The following is a 17,211-nucleotide window of genomic DNA, read 5'->3' as shown; positions in this document are numbered from 1 at the left end:
ACACCCATTCCCCCGCAGGAGCGAACAGGACGCTTTCTCAGGGTCCGCGCAGCGCGGCGCCCGCCCCTCCCCCGCTCCCCTGCCACCCGCCTGGAGACACCCCGCCCATGCCCCTCGACCGCCGCTCCCTCCTCGCCGCCGCAGCGGCCACCGCCGTGCCGCTGGCCATGCCGTTCCCTGCCCTGGCCCAGGGCCGCAAGGACGGCATCGTGCTGGCGATGACGCTGGAGCCGCCGGGGCTCGACCCCACGGCGGGCGCGGCCTCGGCCATCGGCGAGATCACGCTCTACAACGTGTTCGAGACGCTCACCAAGATCAACGCCGACGGCAGCACATCGCCCCTGCTGGCCGAGAGCTGGGAGGTCTCGCCCGACCTGCGCACCTACACCTTCAGGCTGCGCCGGGGCGTGAAGTTCCACAACGGCGCGCCCTTCAACGCCGCGGCGGTGAAGTTCTCGTTCGACCGCGCGGCCGGCGAGAAGAGCACCAACAAGGACAAGCGCACCTTCGCCAACCTCACCACGCAGGTGGTGGACGAGCACACCGTCGTGGTGCTCAACAAGGAGATCGACCCGGACCTGCTCTTCGTGCTGGGCCAGGCCACCTCGGCCATCGTGGAGCCCACGAGCGCCGAGACGAACGCCACGAAGCCCGTGGGCACCGGCCCCTACCAGCTCGCGGCCTGGAGCAAGGGCGCCTCGGTCACGCTCACGGCCTGGGACGGCTACCGCGCGCCCGGCGCGGCGAAGATCCGCCGCGCGGTGTTCCGCTTCATCTCCGACCCGGCCGCGCAGGTGGCGGCGCTGATGGCGGGCGACGTGGACGCCTTCCCGCGCGTGGCGCCGCGCAGCGTGCCGCAATTCAAGGCCGACCCGCGCTTCCAGGTGATCGTGAGCGGCTCGCGCGCCAAGACCATCCTGGCCATCAACCACCAGCGCAAGCCGCTGCAGGACGTGCGCGTGCGCCGCGCCATCGCCGCGGCCATCGACCGCAAGGCCGTGATCCAGGGCGGCGCCGACGGGCTGGGCGTGCCCATCGGCAGCCACTACGTGCCGGGCGCCTTCGGCTACGTGGACACCACCGGCATCAACCCCTACGACCCCGAGAAGGCGAAACGCCTGCTGGCCGAGGCCGGCGTGAAGACGCCGCTCGAACTCACCGTGACGCTGCCGCCCACGCCCTACGCGCGCCAGGGCGGCGAGGTGATCGCCGCGCAGCTCGCCAAGGTGGGCATCGCCCTCAAGCTGCAGAACGTGGAATGGGCGCAGTGGCTGAGCGGCACCTACACCAACAAGAACTACGACCTCACGCTGATCGCGCACGTGGAGCCGTTCGACCTGGGCAACTTTGCCAAGCCCGACTACTACTGGGGCTACCAGTCGCCGCAATTCAACGCGCTCTTCGAGCAGATCCGCAATGCCGGCAACCCCGCCGACCGCGCGCGCCTGCTGGGCGACGCCCAGCGCCTGCTGGCCGAGGACTGCGTGCACGCCTTCCTCTACCAGGCGCAGTGGGCCACGGTGGCGCGCAAGAACCTGCGCGGGCTCTGGAAGGACATGCCCATCTTCGTGAACGACCTCTCGGCGCTGTCGTGGGCATGACGGCCGCAGACGCCCACCTGCCGCTGCACGACTGGCCGGCACACGCGCTGCTCGCGGCCTACCGCGCGCGCACGCTCTCGCCGGTGGAGGCCACGCAGGCGGTGCTGGACCACGTCGCGCGCTGGGAGCCCCACCTGTGCGCCACCTACCTGCTGCGGCCCGAGGCCGCGCTCGCGCAGGCGCGCGAGAGCGAGGCGCGCTGGCGGCGCGGCGCGCCGCTGGGGCCGCTCGATGGCGTGCCCGCCACGGTGAAGGAAAACATCGCCACGCGCGGCGACCCGGTGCCGCTGGGCACGGCCGCCACCGAGCTGTCGCCCGCCGAGGCCGACGCCCCGCCCGCCGCGCGGCTGCGCGAAGCCGGGGCGGTGTTCATCGCCAAGACCACCATGCCCGACTACGGCATGCTCTCCTCGGGGCTGTCCTCCCTCCACCCGCTGGCGCGCAACCCGTGGGACCTCTCCAAGGGCCCGGGCGGATCGAGCGCCGGCGGCGGCGCGGCGGCCGCGGCGGGCTACGGCCCGCTGCACCTGGGCACCGACATCGGCGGCTCGCTGCGCCTGCCCGCCTCGTGGTGCGGCATCGTCAGCCTCAAGCCCAGCCTGGGCCGCGTCCCCATCGATCCGCCCTACACCGGCCGCGCGGCCGGCCCCATGGCCCGCACGGTGGCCGACGCCGCGCTGATGATGGCGGTGCTGAGCCGGCCCGACGCACGCGACAGCATGTCGCTGCCACCGCAGGCCATCGACTGGGATGCGTTCGATGCCGCGCCGGAGCACCTGCGCGGCAAGCGCCTGGGCCTGCTGCTGGACGCCGGTTGCGGCCTGCCCGTGGAGCCCGGGGTGCGCGCGGCCATCGAGCGCGCGGCGCGGCGCCTGGAGGCCGCGGGCGCCGCCATCGTGCCCATGGAGCCCTTCCTCACGCGCGGCATGCTGGACGGCATGGACCACTTCTGGCGCATGCGCTCGCTGGCCGACCTGCGCGCGCTGCCCGCCACGCGGTGCGGGCGCGTGCTGCCCTACATCCGCGCCTGGGCCGAGAGCGCGGCGGGCCTCTCGGGCGCCGAGGTGTTCCACGCCAGCCAGCAGTTCCACGCCACGCGCGTGGCCACCGTGCGCGCCTGCGCACTATTCGACTACGTGCTCTCGCCCGTGGCGCCCATGCCGGCCTTTCCGGCCGAGCTGCCCTCGCCCACCAACGACCCGCTGCGGCCGCTGGAGCACATCGCGTTCACGGTGCCGTTCAACATGTCCGAGCAGCCGGCCATCTCCGTGCCCTGCGGCCACACGGTCTCGGGGCTGCCCATCGGCCTGCAGATCGCCGGGCCGCGCTTCGACGACCTGGGGGTGCTGCGCATGGCGCGTGCGTTCGAGCAGATCCGCGACCCGCTGCCGCCGTGGCCCGCGCCACCCGCGCCCTGACGCCGCCCTCCCTTCACTTTCATTTTCTTCATCACTCATCCGAATGGACACTCTGATCCTGGCGCTCCTGATCGCCGCCGGCCTGCACATGCTGAACACGCGCCAGCAGCGCCGCCGCATCGCCCTGCTGGCGCGGCACCTCTCCCACTACCAGATCGAGCAGTTGATGGAGAACCTGGCCGAGGGCTACCTGCGCGCCCTGGGCGAGAAGGACGAGCCGCGGCGCGAGCAGATCTGGAGCCTGCTCACCACCACCGAGGCACAGCTCACGGAGCAGTTCCAGCGCTTCGCGGCCGACTTCTCGCGCGTGGACGCGCGGCAGGCGCGCGTGAGCCGCATCCCCGTGGCCCTGCCCTTCGCGCTGCAGCTCTTTCCCGACGCGGCGTTCGACGTGCGCCAGGTGCTGGCGGTGCACGCCCAGGGCATCGCGCGCGGCGTGCGCAACGAGGCGGGCCTGTCGCCGCGCGACAAGGCCTACACGCTCACGGCCGAACTCTTCCTCATGCAGCACACCTGCCACTGGTTCTGCAAGTCCAAGGCCATCGCCTCGGCGCGCATGCTGGCGCGCCACCAGACGCCGCACCAGCAGCTCGTGGACTCGGTCTCGCCCGAGACGCGGCAGGCGTACCTGGCGCTGGTGGAGGGTTGAAGCAAAGCAACACCCCCCAGTGATCTTTTTGATGGCGAAGCCCTATGAGGCGGCGCGCTATGCGAGCCGCCCGATGCGGGTGGAGGCCGTTTCGATGTGCGCCTCCAGCGCATCGACGCAGGCGGCGAACCGATCGCTGAAACCCGGCGCTCCGCACAGCGCGGCGAGATAGCGGCGCGCGAGTTGCTCCGCCTCCCGCCAGAGCCGGGACGGCACCTCGGGCCGGATGACGGCCTCGGGGATCGCGGCCGGCAGCCCGCCTCCGCTGCGCGGGGCAAAGGCCATGGGGGTCATGTCGTAGGCCGGGGCCAATGCGTAGGGGCGGCCATGTTCCGAAATGAAAGACAGGTTGCCGGCATGCATGTCGGTATTGCCGATCAGCGTGCCGAATGCCCACAACCGGCCGGCGTCCTCGACGGCCTGCGGTTGCACGCAGCGCTGCCCGGCAAGCGCGCGCACGATGGACGGCCAGCCACCACTGCCCTGGCCCACGAACTCGGCATCGAGCGCGGCCAGCGAGAACAGGCCGATGCGCCCCATCGCCCCCGCGCGGTCGAAGCGCTCCACTTCCAGGAACCGCTGCCCCGCGTGGTCGAGCACGGCGGTGCAGGACGCCGGCAGGCCCGCTTCGTTCAGCACCCTCAGCGCCAGGTGCTCTGCCAGGAGCAGATCGCGCCAGCGCTCGCTGACCGGGCCGGGCTCGGCTTCCGTGAATTTCACCAGCATGTGCCGGGGACCGGCGGAGGTGGCGGCATAGGCTGTGAACTTAGGCTGCTCGCCACCAGCGGACGACCCCGGGGCCTCACCACGCGCCGCCGCCCCGGCGAGGGCCGCATAGGTGGCCGCCTTGTCCGCCTCGGGGATCGGCTCGGGAACGGGCCCGTGGACGAAATGGCCCAACGCCGCCTCGCCCAGCAACAGATTGCCGACGGGATCAGCTCCATGGGCGAGGAGCGCGCGCATCGCATCGGCATCCGTCCAGTCCGACAACCGGGAGGGAAGCCCCAGTGCCCCACCATGCCGCAGCAGGAACGCGCGCCCGAGGTAGCCCTGGGGGCGCATATCGAACAGCCACCACGGCAAGCCGTCGCTGTGCAGCGCCACGCCATCGGCTTGGCGCATAACATGGCCGCCGGGATGCACGGGGACCAGATCGCCCAGCCAGCGGGTGCGCCCCTGCGCGTCAACGCGGTGCACCGGCACGGCCGGGTAGCCCCGCGACAGATCGCGCAGCACGTATTGAATGGATCGCGCGGAGCCCAGGCGCACCACCTCGTCACCCAGGGCGGCGAGCGCGCGGGACACTGTCGGCTGGCTCACGCCCAGGCGCTCGGCCAGTGCGCGGGCCGCCACGGGGCCCCGGCGCAGCGCGAGACGCAACGCATCGGAACGGTCTTGCATAGATTCATGAATAGATACTTGAATGGATATTCTATTCACCCGCCCCGGAATTCGGCCTGCCAGGGGTCGCCCCCCACGCCCGCTCCGCATCCCACGGAGCGGTTTGGATGCCTTTTCAGCTCCAAGTCGCCGTATTTGCTCGATATCTTGCTATCACAAGATGAGCAAAATGCACCTCAGGCCGCCATGCCCCCCAGGCACAGGTACTTGATGACCAGGTAGTCGTCGATACCGTAGTGCGAGCCCTCGCGGCCCAGGCCCGACTGCTTCACGCCGCCGAACGGGCCCACCTCGTTGGAGATCAGGCCGGTGTTGATGCCCACGATGCCGTATTCGAGCGCCTCGGCCACCTTCCACACGCGCTGGATGTCGCGGCTGAAGAAGTAGCTGGCCAGGCCGAACTCGGTGTCGTTGGCCTGCGCGATCACGTCCTCGTCGGTGGAGAAGCGAAAGAGCGGCGCGACGGGGCCGAAGGTTTCCTCGCGCGCGAGCAGCATCTTCGGCGTGGCGTCGGCCAGCACCGTGGGCTCGAAGAAGGTGCCGCCCAGCGCGTGCGGCTTGCCGCCCGCCAGCACCCGGGCGCCCAGGTCCACGGCGTCCTGCAAGTGCTCGCGCACTTTGTCCACGGCGGCCTGGTCGATGAGCGGGCCCTGCTCCACGCCCGCGTCCATGCCGTTGCCCACCTTCAGCCGCGCGACGGCGGCGGCGAGCTTTTCCGCGAAGGCGTCGTACACGCCGTCCTGCACGTAGAGGCGGTTCGCGCACACGCAGGTCTGGCCGGCGTTGCGGAACTTGGAGGCGATGGCGCCCTTCACGGCCTCGTCCAGGTCAGCGTCGTCGAACACGATGAAGGGCGCGTTGCCGCCCAGCTCCAGCGAGAGCTTCTTGATGGTGTCCGCGCTCTGGCGCATCAGCTCGCGGCCGATCTCGGTGGAGCCGGTAAAGGTGAGCTTGCGCACGAGCGGGTTGGCCGTCAGCTCGCCGCCGATCTCCTTCGACCCGCCCGTGACCACGCTGAACACGCCGGGCGGCACGCCGGCCTCCTCGGCCAGCACCGCGAGCGCCAGCGCCGAGAGCGGCGTGGCGCTCGCGGGCTTGAGCACCATGGGGCAGCCGGCGGCCAGCGCCGGGCCGGCCTTGCGCGTGATCATCGCGGCCGGAAAATTCCACGGCGCGATGGCCGCGCAGACGCCGATGGGCTCTTTCAGCACCACGATGCGCTTGTCGGCCGCCGGCGAGGCCAGCGTGTCGCCCTGCACGCGCTTGCCCTCTTCCGCGAACCATTCGATGAACGAGGCGGCGTAGGCGATCTCGCCCTTCGCCTCGGCCAGCGGCTTGCCCTGCTCGGCCGTCATAATCGCGGCGAGGTCGTCGGCGTTCGCCAGCATGAGGTCGTTCCAGCGGCGCAGGATGGCGGCGCGCTCCTTGGCGGTGCGCCGGCGCCAGGGGGCCCAGGCGCGGTTCGCGGCCTCGATGGCGCGGCGGGTCTCGGCCGCGCCCATGCGCGGCACGCGGGCGACGGTCTCGCCGGTGGCGGGGTTGGTCACCGCGATGGTGCCGCCGTCGTCGGCGCCCACCCAGCGGCCATCCACATAGGCCTGCTCACGCAGCAGGCCGGGGTTCTTGAGATTCAGCATGCAAGGGTCTCCTGGGAAAACTGTCCATGGCGGTGCCATGGCCGCAAGGGGCTCATGCTGGCCGGCCCGGAGCGGGCCGGCTGCAGGACATCGGCGCGAATGCGCGCAGCCGGCCGGCCAGTCAGTCGGCGCGCTGGCGCGTGCGGCCGCGCAGCCATTCGAGCGTGAGCAGCAGCGCGGTCGAGAGCAGCGTGAGGATGGTCGCCAGCGCGGCGATGGTGGGGCTGATGTTCTCGCGAATGCCGGTGAACATCTGGCGCGGCAGCGTGACCTGCTCGGCGCCCGCGAGGAACAGCGTCACCACCACCTCGTCGAAACTGGTCGCGAAGGCGAAGAGCGCCCCGCTGATCACGCCCGGCGCGATCAGCGGCAGCGTGACGCGGAAGAACGTGGCGACCCGCCCCGCGCCCAGCGAAAGGCTGGCGCGCACCAGGTTGTGGTTGAAGCCCTGCAACGTGGCCAGCACCGTGGTCACCACGAAGGGCGCGCCCAGCGCCGCGTGCGCGAGGATCAGCGCGGTGTAGCTGTCCGACAGGCCCAGCGGCGCGAAGAACAGGTACATGCCCACGCCCACCACGATCACCGGCACCACCATGGGCGAGATCAGCACCGCCATCAGCAGGCCCTTGCCGCGGAACTCGGCCTGCGCGAGCCCCGTGGCCGCGAGCGTGCCCAGCACGGTGGCGATGAGCGTCGCGGCCGGCGCGACGATGAAGCTGTTGCGCGCGGCGCGCAGCCATTCCTCGGCCTCGAAGAGCTGCCGGTACCAGCGCAGCGAGAAACCGTGGATGGGGTAGGCCAGGAAGCTGCTGTCGCTGAACGACAGCGGCACGATCGCCAGCACGGGCAGCACCAGGTAGAGCAGCACCAGCGCGCAGAAGAGGCGCAGCGCGACGTGCCACACCCGCTCGGCCAGCGAGGTGCAGGGGGCGAAGGTGGGCAGCAGGCGCAGGATCAGGGGCTTCATGGCGGGTCACCTCACGGCCGCGGATGCGCCGGGCTGGGCGATGCGCTGGTAGAGCGCGTAGAGCACCAGCGTGGCCGCGAGCAGCAGCGCGCCCAGCGCGCAGGCCATGCCCCAGTTCACGGTCTGGTTGGTGAAATAGGCGATGTAGTAGCTCACCATCTGGTCGCCCGGGCCGCCGAGCAGCGCGGGCGTGATGTAGTAGCCGATGGCGGTGATGAAGACCAGCAGCACGCCGGCCGCGATGCCCGCGTAGGTCTGCGGCACATAGACGCGCCAGAACGCCGCGAACGGATGGCTGCCCAGCGAGACGGCCGCGCGCTGGTAGGTGGACGGGATGGCCTTCATCACGCTGTAGAGCGGCAGGATCATGAAGGGCAGCATGATGTGCACCATCGCGATGAGCACGCCCGTGCGGTTGAACAGCAGCGCGAGCGGCCCGTCCACGAGGCCCAGCGACTGCAGACCCGCGTTCACCAGCCCGGACTGCTGCAGCAGCACGATCCACGCGGCGATGCGCACCAGCACCGAGGTCCAGAACGGGATCAGCACGGCGATCATCACCAGGTTGGCGCCGCGCGCGGGCAGCGTGCTAGCCCAGTAGGCGAGCGGGAAGGCGATCACCAGGCACAGCAGCGTGGCCAGCGCGCCGATCCACAGCGTGCGGCCGAAGATGTCCAGGTAGATGGCCGAATCGGCCGGTGCGGGCTGGATATGGCCCTGCGCGTCGCGCTGGTGGTCCAGCGCGGCGAGCAGGTAGGCATCGGTGAAGCGCCCGCCGTTGGCCGCGATGGCCTGCCAGTACGGCAGTTCGCCCCAGCGCGCGTCGATGGCCAGCAGCGCCTCGCGCGATGCCGCCCCGCCCGCGCCTTCGCCCGGCAGCGCCCGCGCCGTCTTGGTGACCAGCGAGCGGAAGCCGCTGATCTCCTGGTTGAGCCGCCGCGCGAGGCTGCCCACGCCGTCGCCCGAGCGCGCGGCCTGCAGGTCGGCGGCCAGCGCGGCGTAGGCACCCTCGCCCGGCAGCGCCGCGCGGTCCCAGCCGGCCAGGGCCTGCACCGTGCGCGGCAGCGCGGCGGGCACCTCGGGGTTGTCCACCGCGCGCTGCAGCAGCGCGCCGATGGGCACGGCGAAGACGGCCAGCAGGAAGAGCGCCAGCGGCGCGATCAGCGCCAGCGCCCAGGCCTTGCGGCGGCGCTCGGCGCGGCGCAGCGCGGCCTTCAGGCGCCGTGTCTCCTGCGCCGCATCGCCGGGCGCCGGCGGGGGCGCGGTCTCCAGGGAGGTCGTCATGGTCATCGCGATCGCGGCGGGCACGGCGGGGGGGCTCCGGTCAGCGCGCGGCCCAGGCGGCGAAGCGCTGCTGCAGCTCCTCGCCATGGTCGGTCCAGAAGCTGCCGTTCATGAGCACGGCGTTGGTGGTGTTGGCGGGCGCGTTGGGCAGCCCGGCCAGGGTCCTGGCGTCCAGCTTCGCGGGGGCCTGCACGTTCACGGGGCCGTAGGCGATCTCCTTCGCATAGGCGGCCTGCGCGGCGGGGCCCACGCTGTGGGCCACGTACTGCAGCGCCAGATCCTTGTTGGGCGCGCCCTTGGGGATGGCCCAGTAGTCGAGGTCGTAGATGCTGCCGTCCCACACCACGGCCAGCTTCTTGCCCTCGCGCTGCGCGGCGTCGATGCGGCCGCTGAACGCGGTGGACATCACCACGTCGCCGGCCACGAGGAACTGCGGCGGCTGCGCGCCGGCCTCCCACCACTGGATGTGGGGCTTGATCTCGTCGAGCTTGCGGAACGCGCGGTCCACGCCGGCCTTGGTGGCCAGCAGCTTGTACACCTCCTTCGCGGGCACGCCGTCGGCCATGAGGGCGAATTCGAGGTTGTAGAGCGCGGTCTTGCGCATGCCGCGCTTGCCGGGGAATTTCTTCACGTCCCAGAAATCCTTCCAGCCCGTGGGCGCGGTCTTCAGGCGCGATGCATCGTAGGCCAGCGCCGTGGACCACACGAAAATGCCCACGCCGCATTCCTGCACGGCCTCGGGGATGAAGTCGGCCTTCGGGCCCACCTTGGACCAGTCGATCTTCTCGTAGAGGCCCTCGTCGCAGCCGCGCGCCAGGTCGCCCGTCTCCACCTCCACCAGGTCCCAGGTGACCTTGCGCGCCTCCACCATAGCCTTCACCTTGGCCTGCTCGCCGTTGTATTCCACGCCCACGATGCGGTGGCCGGTGGATTTCTCGAAAGGCTGGACGAAGGCCACTTTCTGGGCGTTGCCGTTGGCGCCGCCGAAGTTGACGACCGTGAGGTCGCGGGCGTGGGCGCCGAGCGCCAGCATGGACAGGGCGGCCGTGGCGCAGAGGGTGCGGAGGTGTCGCATGGGATGCCTTTCAGTGAGGAAGGAACGGGTGAGGGGGAAACGGAACGAGGCGCGCAGGGATGGGCCAGGGGCGCGCGGCAGGATCAGGCCGCGAAGACGCGCAGGTGCTCGGGCGCGAACTCCAGCGTGACGTCCTGACCCGGCGCGAGCCGTGCGAGCGCGGGCGTGTCGAGCGGCACCTTCACGAAGCACTGCGCCTGCTGCTCCAGGTCGCACTGCAGGCGCACGTGGTCGCCGAAGTAGATGACGCCGGCCGCGCGGGCGCGCAGGCGGTTGGCATGCGCGGGGGACGGCGCCTCGTCGGCCACGAGGCGCATGCGCTCGGGACGGATGCTGGCCACCACGGGCTGGCCCGGGGCCACGGCGTCCACGCCCACGCCCGCCACCCACTGGCCGCCGGGCATCTCGAAGCGGCAGCGGCCGCCCTCCCCCGCGCCCGCGCTGCCGCGCAGCCGGTTGCTGTCGCCGATGAAGCCCGCGACGAACGGATTGCGCGGCGTCTCGTAGAGCGCCCCCACGGGGTCGATCTGCTGGATCACGCCCTGGTCGAACACGGCCACGCGGTCGCTCATCGTGAGCGCCTCGCCCTGGTCGTGCGTCACATAGACGAAGGTGAGGCCGAGCTGGCGGTGCAGCGCCTTCAGCTCGATCTGCATGTGCTCGCGCAACTGCTTGTCGAGCGCGCCCAGCGGCTCGTCCATCAGCACCAGCCGGGGCTTGAAGACCAGGGCCCGCGCCAGCGCGATGCGCTGCTGCTGGCCGCCCGAGAGCTGGGCCGGGTAGCGCGCGCCGAAATCCTGCATGCGCACCATCTCCAGCGCCTCGTGCACGCGGCGCTGGCGCTCCGCGCCCTTCACGCCGCGCACGCTGAGCGGGTAGCCCACGTTCTGCGCCACCGTCATGTGCGGGAAGAGCGCGTAGTTCTGGAACACCATGCCGATGTCGCGGCGGTGCGGTGGCACGCGGTTGAGCAACTGGCCGCCCAGCCGGATCTCGCCGCCCGTGGGGAACTCGAAGCCCGCGAGCATCATGAGGCAGGTGGTCTTGCCCGAGCCCGAGGGGCCCAGCAGCGTCAGGAACTCGCCCCGGTGGATGTCCAGGTCGAGGTGCTTGACGACGAGGTGCTCGCCGTCATAGGTCTTCTTCACGCCCCGGAAGCTGACCAGGACCGGGTTGTCGTCATCGCTCGGCATGGGCGGGCTCCTCACTCGCCGCGCAACGCGGCCTCCAGCACGTCGAGCGCCTCATCGAAGAGCGCATCCCCGATCGTGAGCGGGAACAGGAAGCGGATCACGTTGCCGTGCACGCCGCAGCTGAGCAGCAGCAGGCCGCGCTCCAGCGCGCGCGCCTGCACGCGCTGGGCGAAGGCCGCGTCGGGCTGGCCGGTGGCGGGGTCGCTGAACTCCACCGCGATCATGCCCCCCAGGCCGCGCACCTCCGCGATGCGCGGCACCGCGGCGCGCAGGCCCTGCAGGCGCTCGCGCAGCCGGCCGCCCAGCGCGTCGGCGCGCTCGCACAGGCCCTCTTCCTCGATGGCGTCGAGCACCGCGTGCGCGGCCGCCACGGCCAGCGGATTGCCCGCGTAGGTGCCGCCCAGGCCGCCGGGCGCGGGCGCGTCCATCACCTCGGCGCGGCCGCACACGCCCGACAGCGGCATGCCGCCCGCGAGGCTCTTGGCGAAGGTGGTGAGGTCGGGCAGCACGTCGAAGTGCTCCATCGCGAACACCTTGCCGGTGCGCGCGAAGCCGGTCTGCACCTCGTCGGCGACGAGCAGGATGCCGTGCTCGTCGCACACCTGCCGCAGCGCGTGCATGAAGCCCGGTGGCACGGGGTTGAAGCCGCCCTCGCCCTGCACCGGCTCGATGATGATGGCCGCCACGCGGCGCGGCTCGATGTCGGCCTTGAAGAGGCCCTGCAGCGCGGCCAGGGCCTGCGCCTCCGACACACCGTGCAGCGCGTTGGGGAACGGCAGGTGGTGCACGTCGCCCGGGAAGGGGCCGAAGCCCAGCTTGTAGGGCGCCACCTTGCCCGTGAGCGCCATGGTCATCAGCGTGCGGCCGTGGAAGGCGCCGCTGAAGGCGATCACGCCAGGGCGGCCGGTGGCGGCGCGCGCGATCTTCACCGCGTTCTCCACGGCCTCGGCGCCCGTGGAGAAGAACGCCGTCTTCTTGGCGTGCGTACCGGGGGAGAGGCGGTTGATGCGCTCGGCCAGCGCCACGTACGATTCGTAGGGCACGATCTGGTAGGCCGTGTGCGTGAAGCGCTGGAGCTGCTGCTCGATGGCGGCGACCACCTTGGGATGGCGGTGGCCCGTGTTGAGCACCGCGATGCCCGCCGCGAAATCGATCACGCGGCGGCCTTCCACGTCCCACAGCTCGGCATTGACGGCCTTGTCGGCGTAGAACGAACACATCACGCCCACCCCGCGCGGCGTGGCGGCGGCTCTGCGTTCCTGAAGGGACTGGTTGCTCATGGAATCTCCTGGATGCGGTTCTCGGTTGGATCGCAGTATCAGCAGTCACGGCCCTACACTGAAGAGCCATTCAGTGAAATTTCATGGAACCACTTCGTAGGGGTAAATCCTGAATACCGACATCCTTTCCGAGTGGCTGCAGTCGCGGCTCGAAGAAACCTCGCCCGAGCCGGCGTACCTCCGGCTCTACCGCCTCTTCCAGCAGGCGATCCTGTCGGGGCAGGTGCCCGCGGGCGCCAAGCTGCCCTCCTCGCGCGCGCTGGGCCAGGCGCTGGGCATCGCCCGCAACACCGTGCTGCACGTCTATGAGCAACTGCTGGCCGAGGGCTACGTGCATGCGCAGAGCGGCAGCGGCACCTACGTGGCCGACACCAGCCCCGAGCGCGTGCTGGACGGCGACGTGCGCGGCGGCCGGCGCGTGCAGCGCGACCACCAGCGCCTGTCCAAGCGCGGGCGCCGCACCATCGAGATGGCCGGCGTGGGCCGGCACCAGTGGGGCGCCTTCATGCCCGGCGTGCCCGACGTGACCGAATTCCCGCTCAAGGCATGGAACCGCCTGCACAACCGCGTGTGGCGCCAGCACCGGCCCGAACTCATGACCTACGCCCAGGGCGGCGGCTACCGGCCGCTGCGCCGCGCGCTCGCCGACTACCTGCGCGTGTCGCGCGCGGCCAACTGCCAGACGGAGCAGGTCATCGTCACCAACGGCATCCACCAATCGGTGGACCTCTCCATCCGCCTGCTGTGCGACGTGGGCGACGAGGCGTGGGTGGAGGAGCCCTGCTACTGGGGCGTGCGCAACCTGCTGCTGTCCTCTGGGCTCAAGCCCGTGCCGATCCCGGTGGACGCCGAGGGCATGAACCCCGCGCCGCGCCACCTCGCGCGGCCGCCGCGCATCATCATCTGCACGCCCTCGCACCAATACCCGCTGGGCTGCGTGATGAGCCTCGCGCGCCGCCGCATGCTGCTGGAATACGCGCGCCAGCACGGCTGCTGGATCATCGAGGACGACTACGACAGCGAATTCCGCTTCGGCATCCGGCCGCTGGCGTCACTGCAGGGGCTGGACACCTATGGGCAGGTGATCTACGTGGGCAGCTTCAGCAAGGTGCTGTTCCCGGGCCTGCGCGTGGGCTACATGCTGGTGCCGGGGGCCATGGCCGACCTGTTCGCGCAGGGCATCGCGGAGCTGTACCGCGAGGGCCAGATGATGCTGCACGCCGTGCTGGCGGAGTTCATCGACGAGGGCTACCTCGCTTCGCACATCCGCCGCATGCGCGGCCTGTACGCGCAGCGGCGCGAGCTGCTGATCGAGGCCATCCACCGCCACTATGGCGATGCGCTGCCCATCCTGGGCGACGAGGCGGGCCTGCACCTGGTGCTGGAGCTGCCGCACCTGCGCGACGACTGGGCCGTGTGCGCGCGGGCGGCGGACCTGGGCATCCTCGCCAAGCCGCTCAGCACCTACTACGCCGTCGCCCGCCAGAGCCGCGCCGGCCTGCTCATGGGTTACGGCTGCGTGCCCGACGCGCGCATCGCCCCCGCCTTCGGCCTGCTGGCCCGCGCCATCGGGGAATAAAAAAAAGGGCGTCGCTTCCGCGCCTCCGACACGCGCATCATCTGCGGCCCACGAACCCGTGCGGCCCCGCCCCTCCGATGGCCGCGGAGCAGGCCACGCCAGCGAACGCCGTGGAGCGGGCTCCGCCCGGCCACCGGCGTTGTCCCCCTTCAGGGGGAAGGCGCCGAAGGCGACTCAGGGGGTTACCGCACCATACAAGGCCGCTTGTTGTCGAAGCGCCAGCCCGGCACGAGGTACTGCATCGCCACCGCGTCGTCGCGCGCGCCCAGGCCGTGCTGCAGGTAGAGGCGGTGCGCGGCTTCCACCGCGTCCATGTCCAGCTCCAGGCCCAGGCCCGGGCGCTTCGGCACCTGGATCTGGCCGCCTTCGATGCGGTAGGGCTCCCGCGTGAGGTGCTCGCCGTCCTGCCAGATCCAGTGCGTGTCGATGGCCGTGACCTTGCCGGGCGCGGCGGCCGCCACGTGGGTGAACATGGCGAGCGAGACGTCGAAGTGGTTGTTGGAATGCGAGCCCCAGGTGAGGCCGAAGGCCTCGCACACCTGCGCCACGCGCACCGAGCCGGCCATGGTCCAGAAATGCGGGTCGGCCAGCGGGATGTCCACCGACTGCAGCGACAGGCTGTGCGACATCTCGCGCCAGTCGGTGGCGACCATGTTGGTGGCCGTGGGCAGGCCCGTGGCGCGGCGGAACTCGGCCATCACCTCGCGGCCCGAATAGACGCCCTCGGCGCCGCACGGGTCCTCGGCATAGGCCATCACGCCGTGCAGATCGCGCGTGATGCGCACCGCGTCCTTGAGCAGCCAGCCGCCGTTGGGGTCGAGCGTGACGCGCGCCTGCGGAAAGCGCTCGTGCAGCGCGCGGATCGCCAGCACCTCGTCCTCGCCGCGCAGCACGCCGCCCTTGAGCTTGAAATCCACGAAGCCGTAGCGCGCGTGCGTGGCCTCGGCCAGGCGCACGATGGCCTCGGGCGTGAGCGCTTCCTCGTTGCGCAGGCGGAACCAGTCGTCCGCCGCGCCGGATTCGTCGCGGTAGGCCAGGCCGGTCTTGCGGCGGTCGCCCACGTAGAACAGGTAGCCCAGCACCTGCACGGCCTCGCGCTGCTGCCCATCGCCGAGCAGCGCGGCCACGGGCACGCCCAGGTGCTGGCCCAGCAGGTCCAGGAAGCACGACTCCACGGCCGTCAGCGCATGGATGGTCACGCGCAGGTCGAACGTCTGCTGGCCCCGGCCGCCGCTGTCGCGGTCGGCGAAGCGCGCGCGCATGGCGTTCAGCACCGCCCGGTGGTTGCCCACCCCCTGCCCCACGATCAGCGGGCGCGCGTCTTCGAGCGTCTGGCGGATCTTCTCGCCGCCGGGCACCTCGCCCACGCCGGTGCGGCCCGCGCTGTCGCGCAGGATCAGCAGGTTGCGCGTGAAGAACGGCCCATGCGCGCCGCTCAGGTTCAGCAGCATGCTGTCGTGGCCCGCCACGGGCACGACGCGCAGGTCGGTGATGACGGGCGTGGCCCCGGGGGCCTGGAGGTTCTCGGAAGAGGTCATGGTGAAAAAATGAGAAGAAGGAAAGTCCGCTGCGCCCGTTCCCGGATGCGGTGCGATGTCAAGAGTGCATAGCCATGAAACCAGCGCTCCCTCCCCCGTCCGATGGCCGCGGAGCAGGCCAAGCCAGCGGACGCCGTGGAACCGGCTTTGCCGGGCCACCGGCGTCGTCCCCCTGCCCGCCGTGCGCAGCACGGCGAGAGCGGGGGGAAGCGGCGAAGCCGCTCAGGGGGGTGCCGTCCATCAATCAGCCGTGATCTTGCGGGTGTCGATGAGCTGCTTCCAGCGGGTCCACTCGCGCGCCTGGAAGGCCGTGAACTCGGCCGGCGTGCTCGCGACGATCTCCAGGCCCTGCTCTTCCATGCGCTTGCGCACGGCGGGGTCCTTCATCGACGCGATGGCAGCGGCCGCGATCTTTTCCTTCACGGCGGCGGGCAGGCCCTTGGGCGCGGCCAGGCCCTGCCACGAATACACCTCGGCACCCGCCACGCCGGCCTCGGCCAGCGTGGGCACGTCGGGCAGCACGGGCGAGCGCTTGGCGCCCGTCACGGCGATCGCGTGCAGCTTGCCCGCGCGGATGTGCGGCAGCACGGCGTTCACGTTCTGGAACGAGAACTCCACCTGGTTGCCCAGCAGGTCGTTGATGGCCGGCGCGCCGCCCTTGTAGGGGATGTGCAGGCCCTGCGTGCCGCTTTGCTGCCAGAACACCTCGGCCGCCAGATGGTCGGAGGAGCCGTTGCCCGAACTCGCGAAGCTCACCTTGCCGGGCTGCGCCTTGAGCAGCGCGATCACATCGGGCACCGTGCGGGCCGTCTGCGCCACGTTGGCCACGAGCACGTTGGGCGCCTGCACGGGCACGGAGAGGTAGTCGAAGTCCTTGGTGGCGTCGTAGGGCACGGTCTTTTGCAGGTGCGGCGTGACCACGAAGGCCCCCAGCGACGACACCAGCAGCGTGTAGCCGTCGGGCGCGGAGCGCTTCACGAAACCCGCGCCGATGGTGCCGGTGGCGCCGGGGCGGTTGTCCACCACGAAGTTCTGGCCCAGCTTGTCGCCCATGAACTGGGCCATGGCGCGCGCCACCATGTCGGTGGAGCCGCCCGCCGGGAACGGCACGACGATGGTGACCGGCTTGTCGGGCCAGGCGCCCTGGGCATGGGCCTGGGGCACGGCGCCCAGCGAGGCGGTCAGGGAAAGGGCGGCGCCCAGCGCGCGCCAGAGGTTTCGGGGCATGGCTTGTCTCCTAGGTTTTTTCTGTGGATCGGGGTGGGCCGCGGAAGGCCCCCGGGTCATTGCGGGCCAAGCTTGTCGATGAGCGCCTTGAGGTCGTCCATCTCGGCGGGCTTGAGGTCGCTGAGCGGCGCGCGCACCAGCCCCGCGTCGTGGCCCACGATCTTCGCGCCCGCCTTCACGATGCTCACCGCATAGCCCTGCACCCGGTTGCGCAGCTCCAGGTACGGCATGAAGAAATCGCGCAGCAGCCGGTGCTGCGTGGCCTGGTCGTCCGCCGCCACCGCGTGGTAGAAGTCCATCGCCGTCTTCGGGATGAAGTTGAACACCGCCGACGAATACACCGGCGTGCCCAGCGCCTTGTA

General features: G+C 71.2%; 14 protein-coding genes. 4 read left to right on the top strand and 10 right to left on the bottom strand.

Annotated elements, in window-relative coordinates; genetic code table 11:
- Positions 1-107: 107 nt before the first annotated feature.
- From AX018_RS09015 to AX018_RS09005, 3 genes are read left to right on the top strand one after another with little or no spacing between them, the layout of a single operon-like run.
- A complete protein-coding gene (locus tag AX018_RS09015; protein ID WP_111876964.1) occupies positions 108-1,601 on the top strand; it encodes an ABC transporter substrate-binding protein in 1,494 nt (497 codons plus the stop codon).
- A complete protein-coding gene (locus AX018_RS09010; protein WP_111876963.1) occupies positions 1,598-3,019 on the top strand; it encodes an amidase in 1,422 nt (473 codons plus the stop codon). The genes AX018_RS09015 and AX018_RS09010 overlap by 4 nt, the downstream gene beginning before the upstream one ends.
- A gap of 43 nt (positions 3,020-3,062) precedes the next feature.
- Positions 3,063-3,668, top strand: a complete 606-nt coding sequence (locus AX018_RS09005) for a hypothetical protein (RefSeq protein ID WP_111876962.1) — start codon at positions 3,063-3,065, stop codon at positions 3,666-3,668.
- Positions 3,669-3,725: 57 nt separating this feature from the next.
- Here the strand turns inward: AX018_RS09005 and yjjJ are convergent, their stop codons facing one another.
- The 7 genes from yjjJ to gabT all read right to left on the bottom strand — a co-directional run bounded on the left by yjjJ (position 3,726) and on the right by gabT (position 12,505).
- Positions 3,726-5,069 (bottom strand): type II toxin-antitoxin system HipA family toxin YjjJ, encoded by a 1,344-nt coding sequence (gene yjjJ, locus AX018_RS09000; protein ID WP_111876961.1) that lies wholly within the window; start codon positions 5,067-5,069, stop codon positions 3,726-3,728.
- A 176-nt stretch (positions 5,070-5,245) separates the two neighbouring features.
- The gene (gabD, locus tag AX018_RS08995; RefSeq protein ID WP_111876960.1) at positions 5,246-6,706 is read right to left on the bottom strand and encodes an NADP-dependent succinate-semialdehyde dehydrogenase; all 1,461 of its coding nucleotides are present in this window, start codon (positions 6,704-6,706) and stop codon (positions 5,246-5,248) included.
- Positions 6,707-6,827: 121 nt separating this feature from the next.
- On the bottom strand, positions 6,828-7,673 hold the full coding sequence (locus AX018_RS08990; RefSeq protein ID WP_415841974.1) for an ABC transporter permease: 846 nt from the start codon (positions 7,671-7,673) through the stop codon (positions 6,828-6,830).
- Between the two features lie 6 nt (positions 7,674-7,679).
- Positions 7,680-8,957 (bottom strand): ABC transporter permease, encoded by a 1,278-nt coding sequence (locus tag AX018_RS08985; protein ID WP_111877032.1) that lies wholly within the window; start codon positions 8,955-8,957, stop codon positions 7,680-7,682.
- Between the two features lie 40 nt (positions 8,958-8,997).
- Positions 8,998-9,990, bottom strand: coding sequence for an ABC transporter substrate-binding protein (locus tag AX018_RS08980; RefSeq protein ID WP_415841977.1), 993 nt, complete (start codon positions 9,988-9,990; stop codon positions 8,998-9,000).
- Between the two features lie 125 nt (positions 9,991-10,115).
- A complete protein-coding gene (locus AX018_RS08975) occupies positions 10,116-11,225 on the bottom strand; it encodes an ABC transporter ATP-binding protein (RefSeq protein WP_111876958.1) in 1,110 nt (369 codons plus the stop codon).
- An 11-nt stretch (positions 11,226-11,236) separates the two neighbouring features.
- A complete protein-coding gene (gene gabT, locus AX018_RS08970; RefSeq protein ID WP_111876957.1) occupies positions 11,237-12,505 on the bottom strand; it encodes a 4-aminobutyrate--2-oxoglutarate transaminase in 1,269 nt (422 codons plus the stop codon).
- Positions 12,506-12,614: 109 nt separating this feature from the next.
- Between gabT and pdxR the strand changes: the two genes are divergently transcribed.
- The gene (gene pdxR, locus AX018_RS08965) at positions 12,615-14,084 is read left to right on the top strand and encodes a MocR-like pyridoxine biosynthesis transcription factor PdxR (RefSeq protein ID WP_111876956.1); all 1,470 of its coding nucleotides are present in this window, start codon (positions 12,615-12,617) and stop codon (positions 14,082-14,084) included.
- A gap of 182 nt (positions 14,085-14,266) precedes the next feature.
- Here the strand turns inward: pdxR and gudD are convergent, their stop codons facing one another.
- The 3 genes from gudD to AX018_RS08945 all read right to left on the bottom strand — a co-directional run.
- Entirely contained in the window at positions 14,267-15,622 is a 1,356-nt protein-coding gene (gene gudD / locus AX018_RS08960) for a glucarate dehydratase (protein ID WP_111876955.1), read from the bottom strand.
- Between the two features lie 240 nt (positions 15,623-15,862).
- The gene (locus AX018_RS08950; protein ID WP_111876954.1) at positions 15,863-16,849 is read right to left on the bottom strand and encodes a Bug family tripartite tricarboxylate transporter substrate binding protein; all 987 of its coding nucleotides are present in this window, start codon (positions 16,847-16,849) and stop codon (positions 15,863-15,865) included.
- 56 nt (positions 16,850-16,905) lie between these two features.
- Positions 16,906-17,211: dihydrodipicolinate synthase family protein (locus tag AX018_RS08945; RefSeq protein WP_211322405.1), on the bottom strand; the 306-nt coding region annotated here is incomplete at its 5' end.

This window comes from Paracidovorax anthurii, assembly GCF_003269065.1.
Lineage (GTDB): Bacteria > Pseudomonadota > Gammaproteobacteria > Burkholderiales > Burkholderiaceae_C > Paracidovorax > Paracidovorax anthurii.
The sequence above is the reverse complement of the archived record's forward strand: the minus strand, read 5'-3'. Positions and strand labels throughout refer to the sequence as shown.

What these genes read in the sequence shown, in the direction of transcription:
- AX018_RS09015 (WP_111876964.1), top strand. Translation starts at nt 108, where the DNA reads ATGCCCCTCGACCGCCGCTCCCTCCTCGCCGCCGCAGCGGCCACCGCC.
- AX018_RS09010 (WP_111876963.1), top strand. Translation starts at nt 1,598, where the DNA reads ATGACGGCCGCAGACGCCCACCTGCCGCTGCACGACTGGCCGGCACAC.
- AX018_RS09005 (WP_111876962.1), top strand. Translation starts at nt 3,063, where the DNA reads ATGGACACTCTGATCCTGGCGCTCCTGATCGCCGCCGGCCTGCACATG.
- yjjJ (WP_111876961.1), bottom strand. Translation starts at nt 5,069, where the DNA reads ATGCAAGACCGTTCCGATGCGTTGCGTCTCGCGCTGCGCCGGGGCCCC.
- gabD (WP_111876960.1), bottom strand. Translation starts at nt 6,706, where the DNA reads ATGCTGAATCTCAAGAACCCCGGCCTGCTGCGTGAGCAGGCCTATGTG.
- AX018_RS08990 (WP_415841974.1), bottom strand. Translation starts at nt 7,673, where the DNA reads ATGAAGCCCCTGATCCTGCGCCTGCTGCCCACCTTCGCCCCCTGCACC.
- AX018_RS08985 (WP_111877032.1), bottom strand. Translation starts at nt 8,957, where the DNA reads ATGACGACCTCCCTGGAGACCGCGCCCCCGCCGGCGCCCGGCGATGCG.
- AX018_RS08980 (WP_415841977.1), bottom strand. Translation starts at nt 9,990, where the DNA reads ATGCTGGCGCTCGGCGCCCACGCCCGCGACCTCACGGTCGTCAACTTC.
- AX018_RS08975 (WP_111876958.1), bottom strand. Translation starts at nt 11,225, where the DNA reads ATGCCGAGCGATGACGACAACCCGGTCCTGGTCAGCTTCCGGGGCGTG.
- gabT (WP_111876957.1), bottom strand. Translation starts at nt 12,505, where the DNA reads ATGAGCAACCAGTCCCTTCAGGAACGCAGAGCCGCCGCCACGCCGCGC.
- gudD (WP_111876955.1), bottom strand. Translation starts at nt 15,622, where the DNA reads ATGACCTCTTCCGAGAACCTCCAGGCCCCCGGGGCCACGCCCGTCATC.
- AX018_RS08950 (WP_111876954.1), bottom strand. Translation starts at nt 16,849, where the DNA reads ATGCCCCGAAACCTCTGGCGCGCGCTGGGCGCCGCCCTTTCCCTGACC.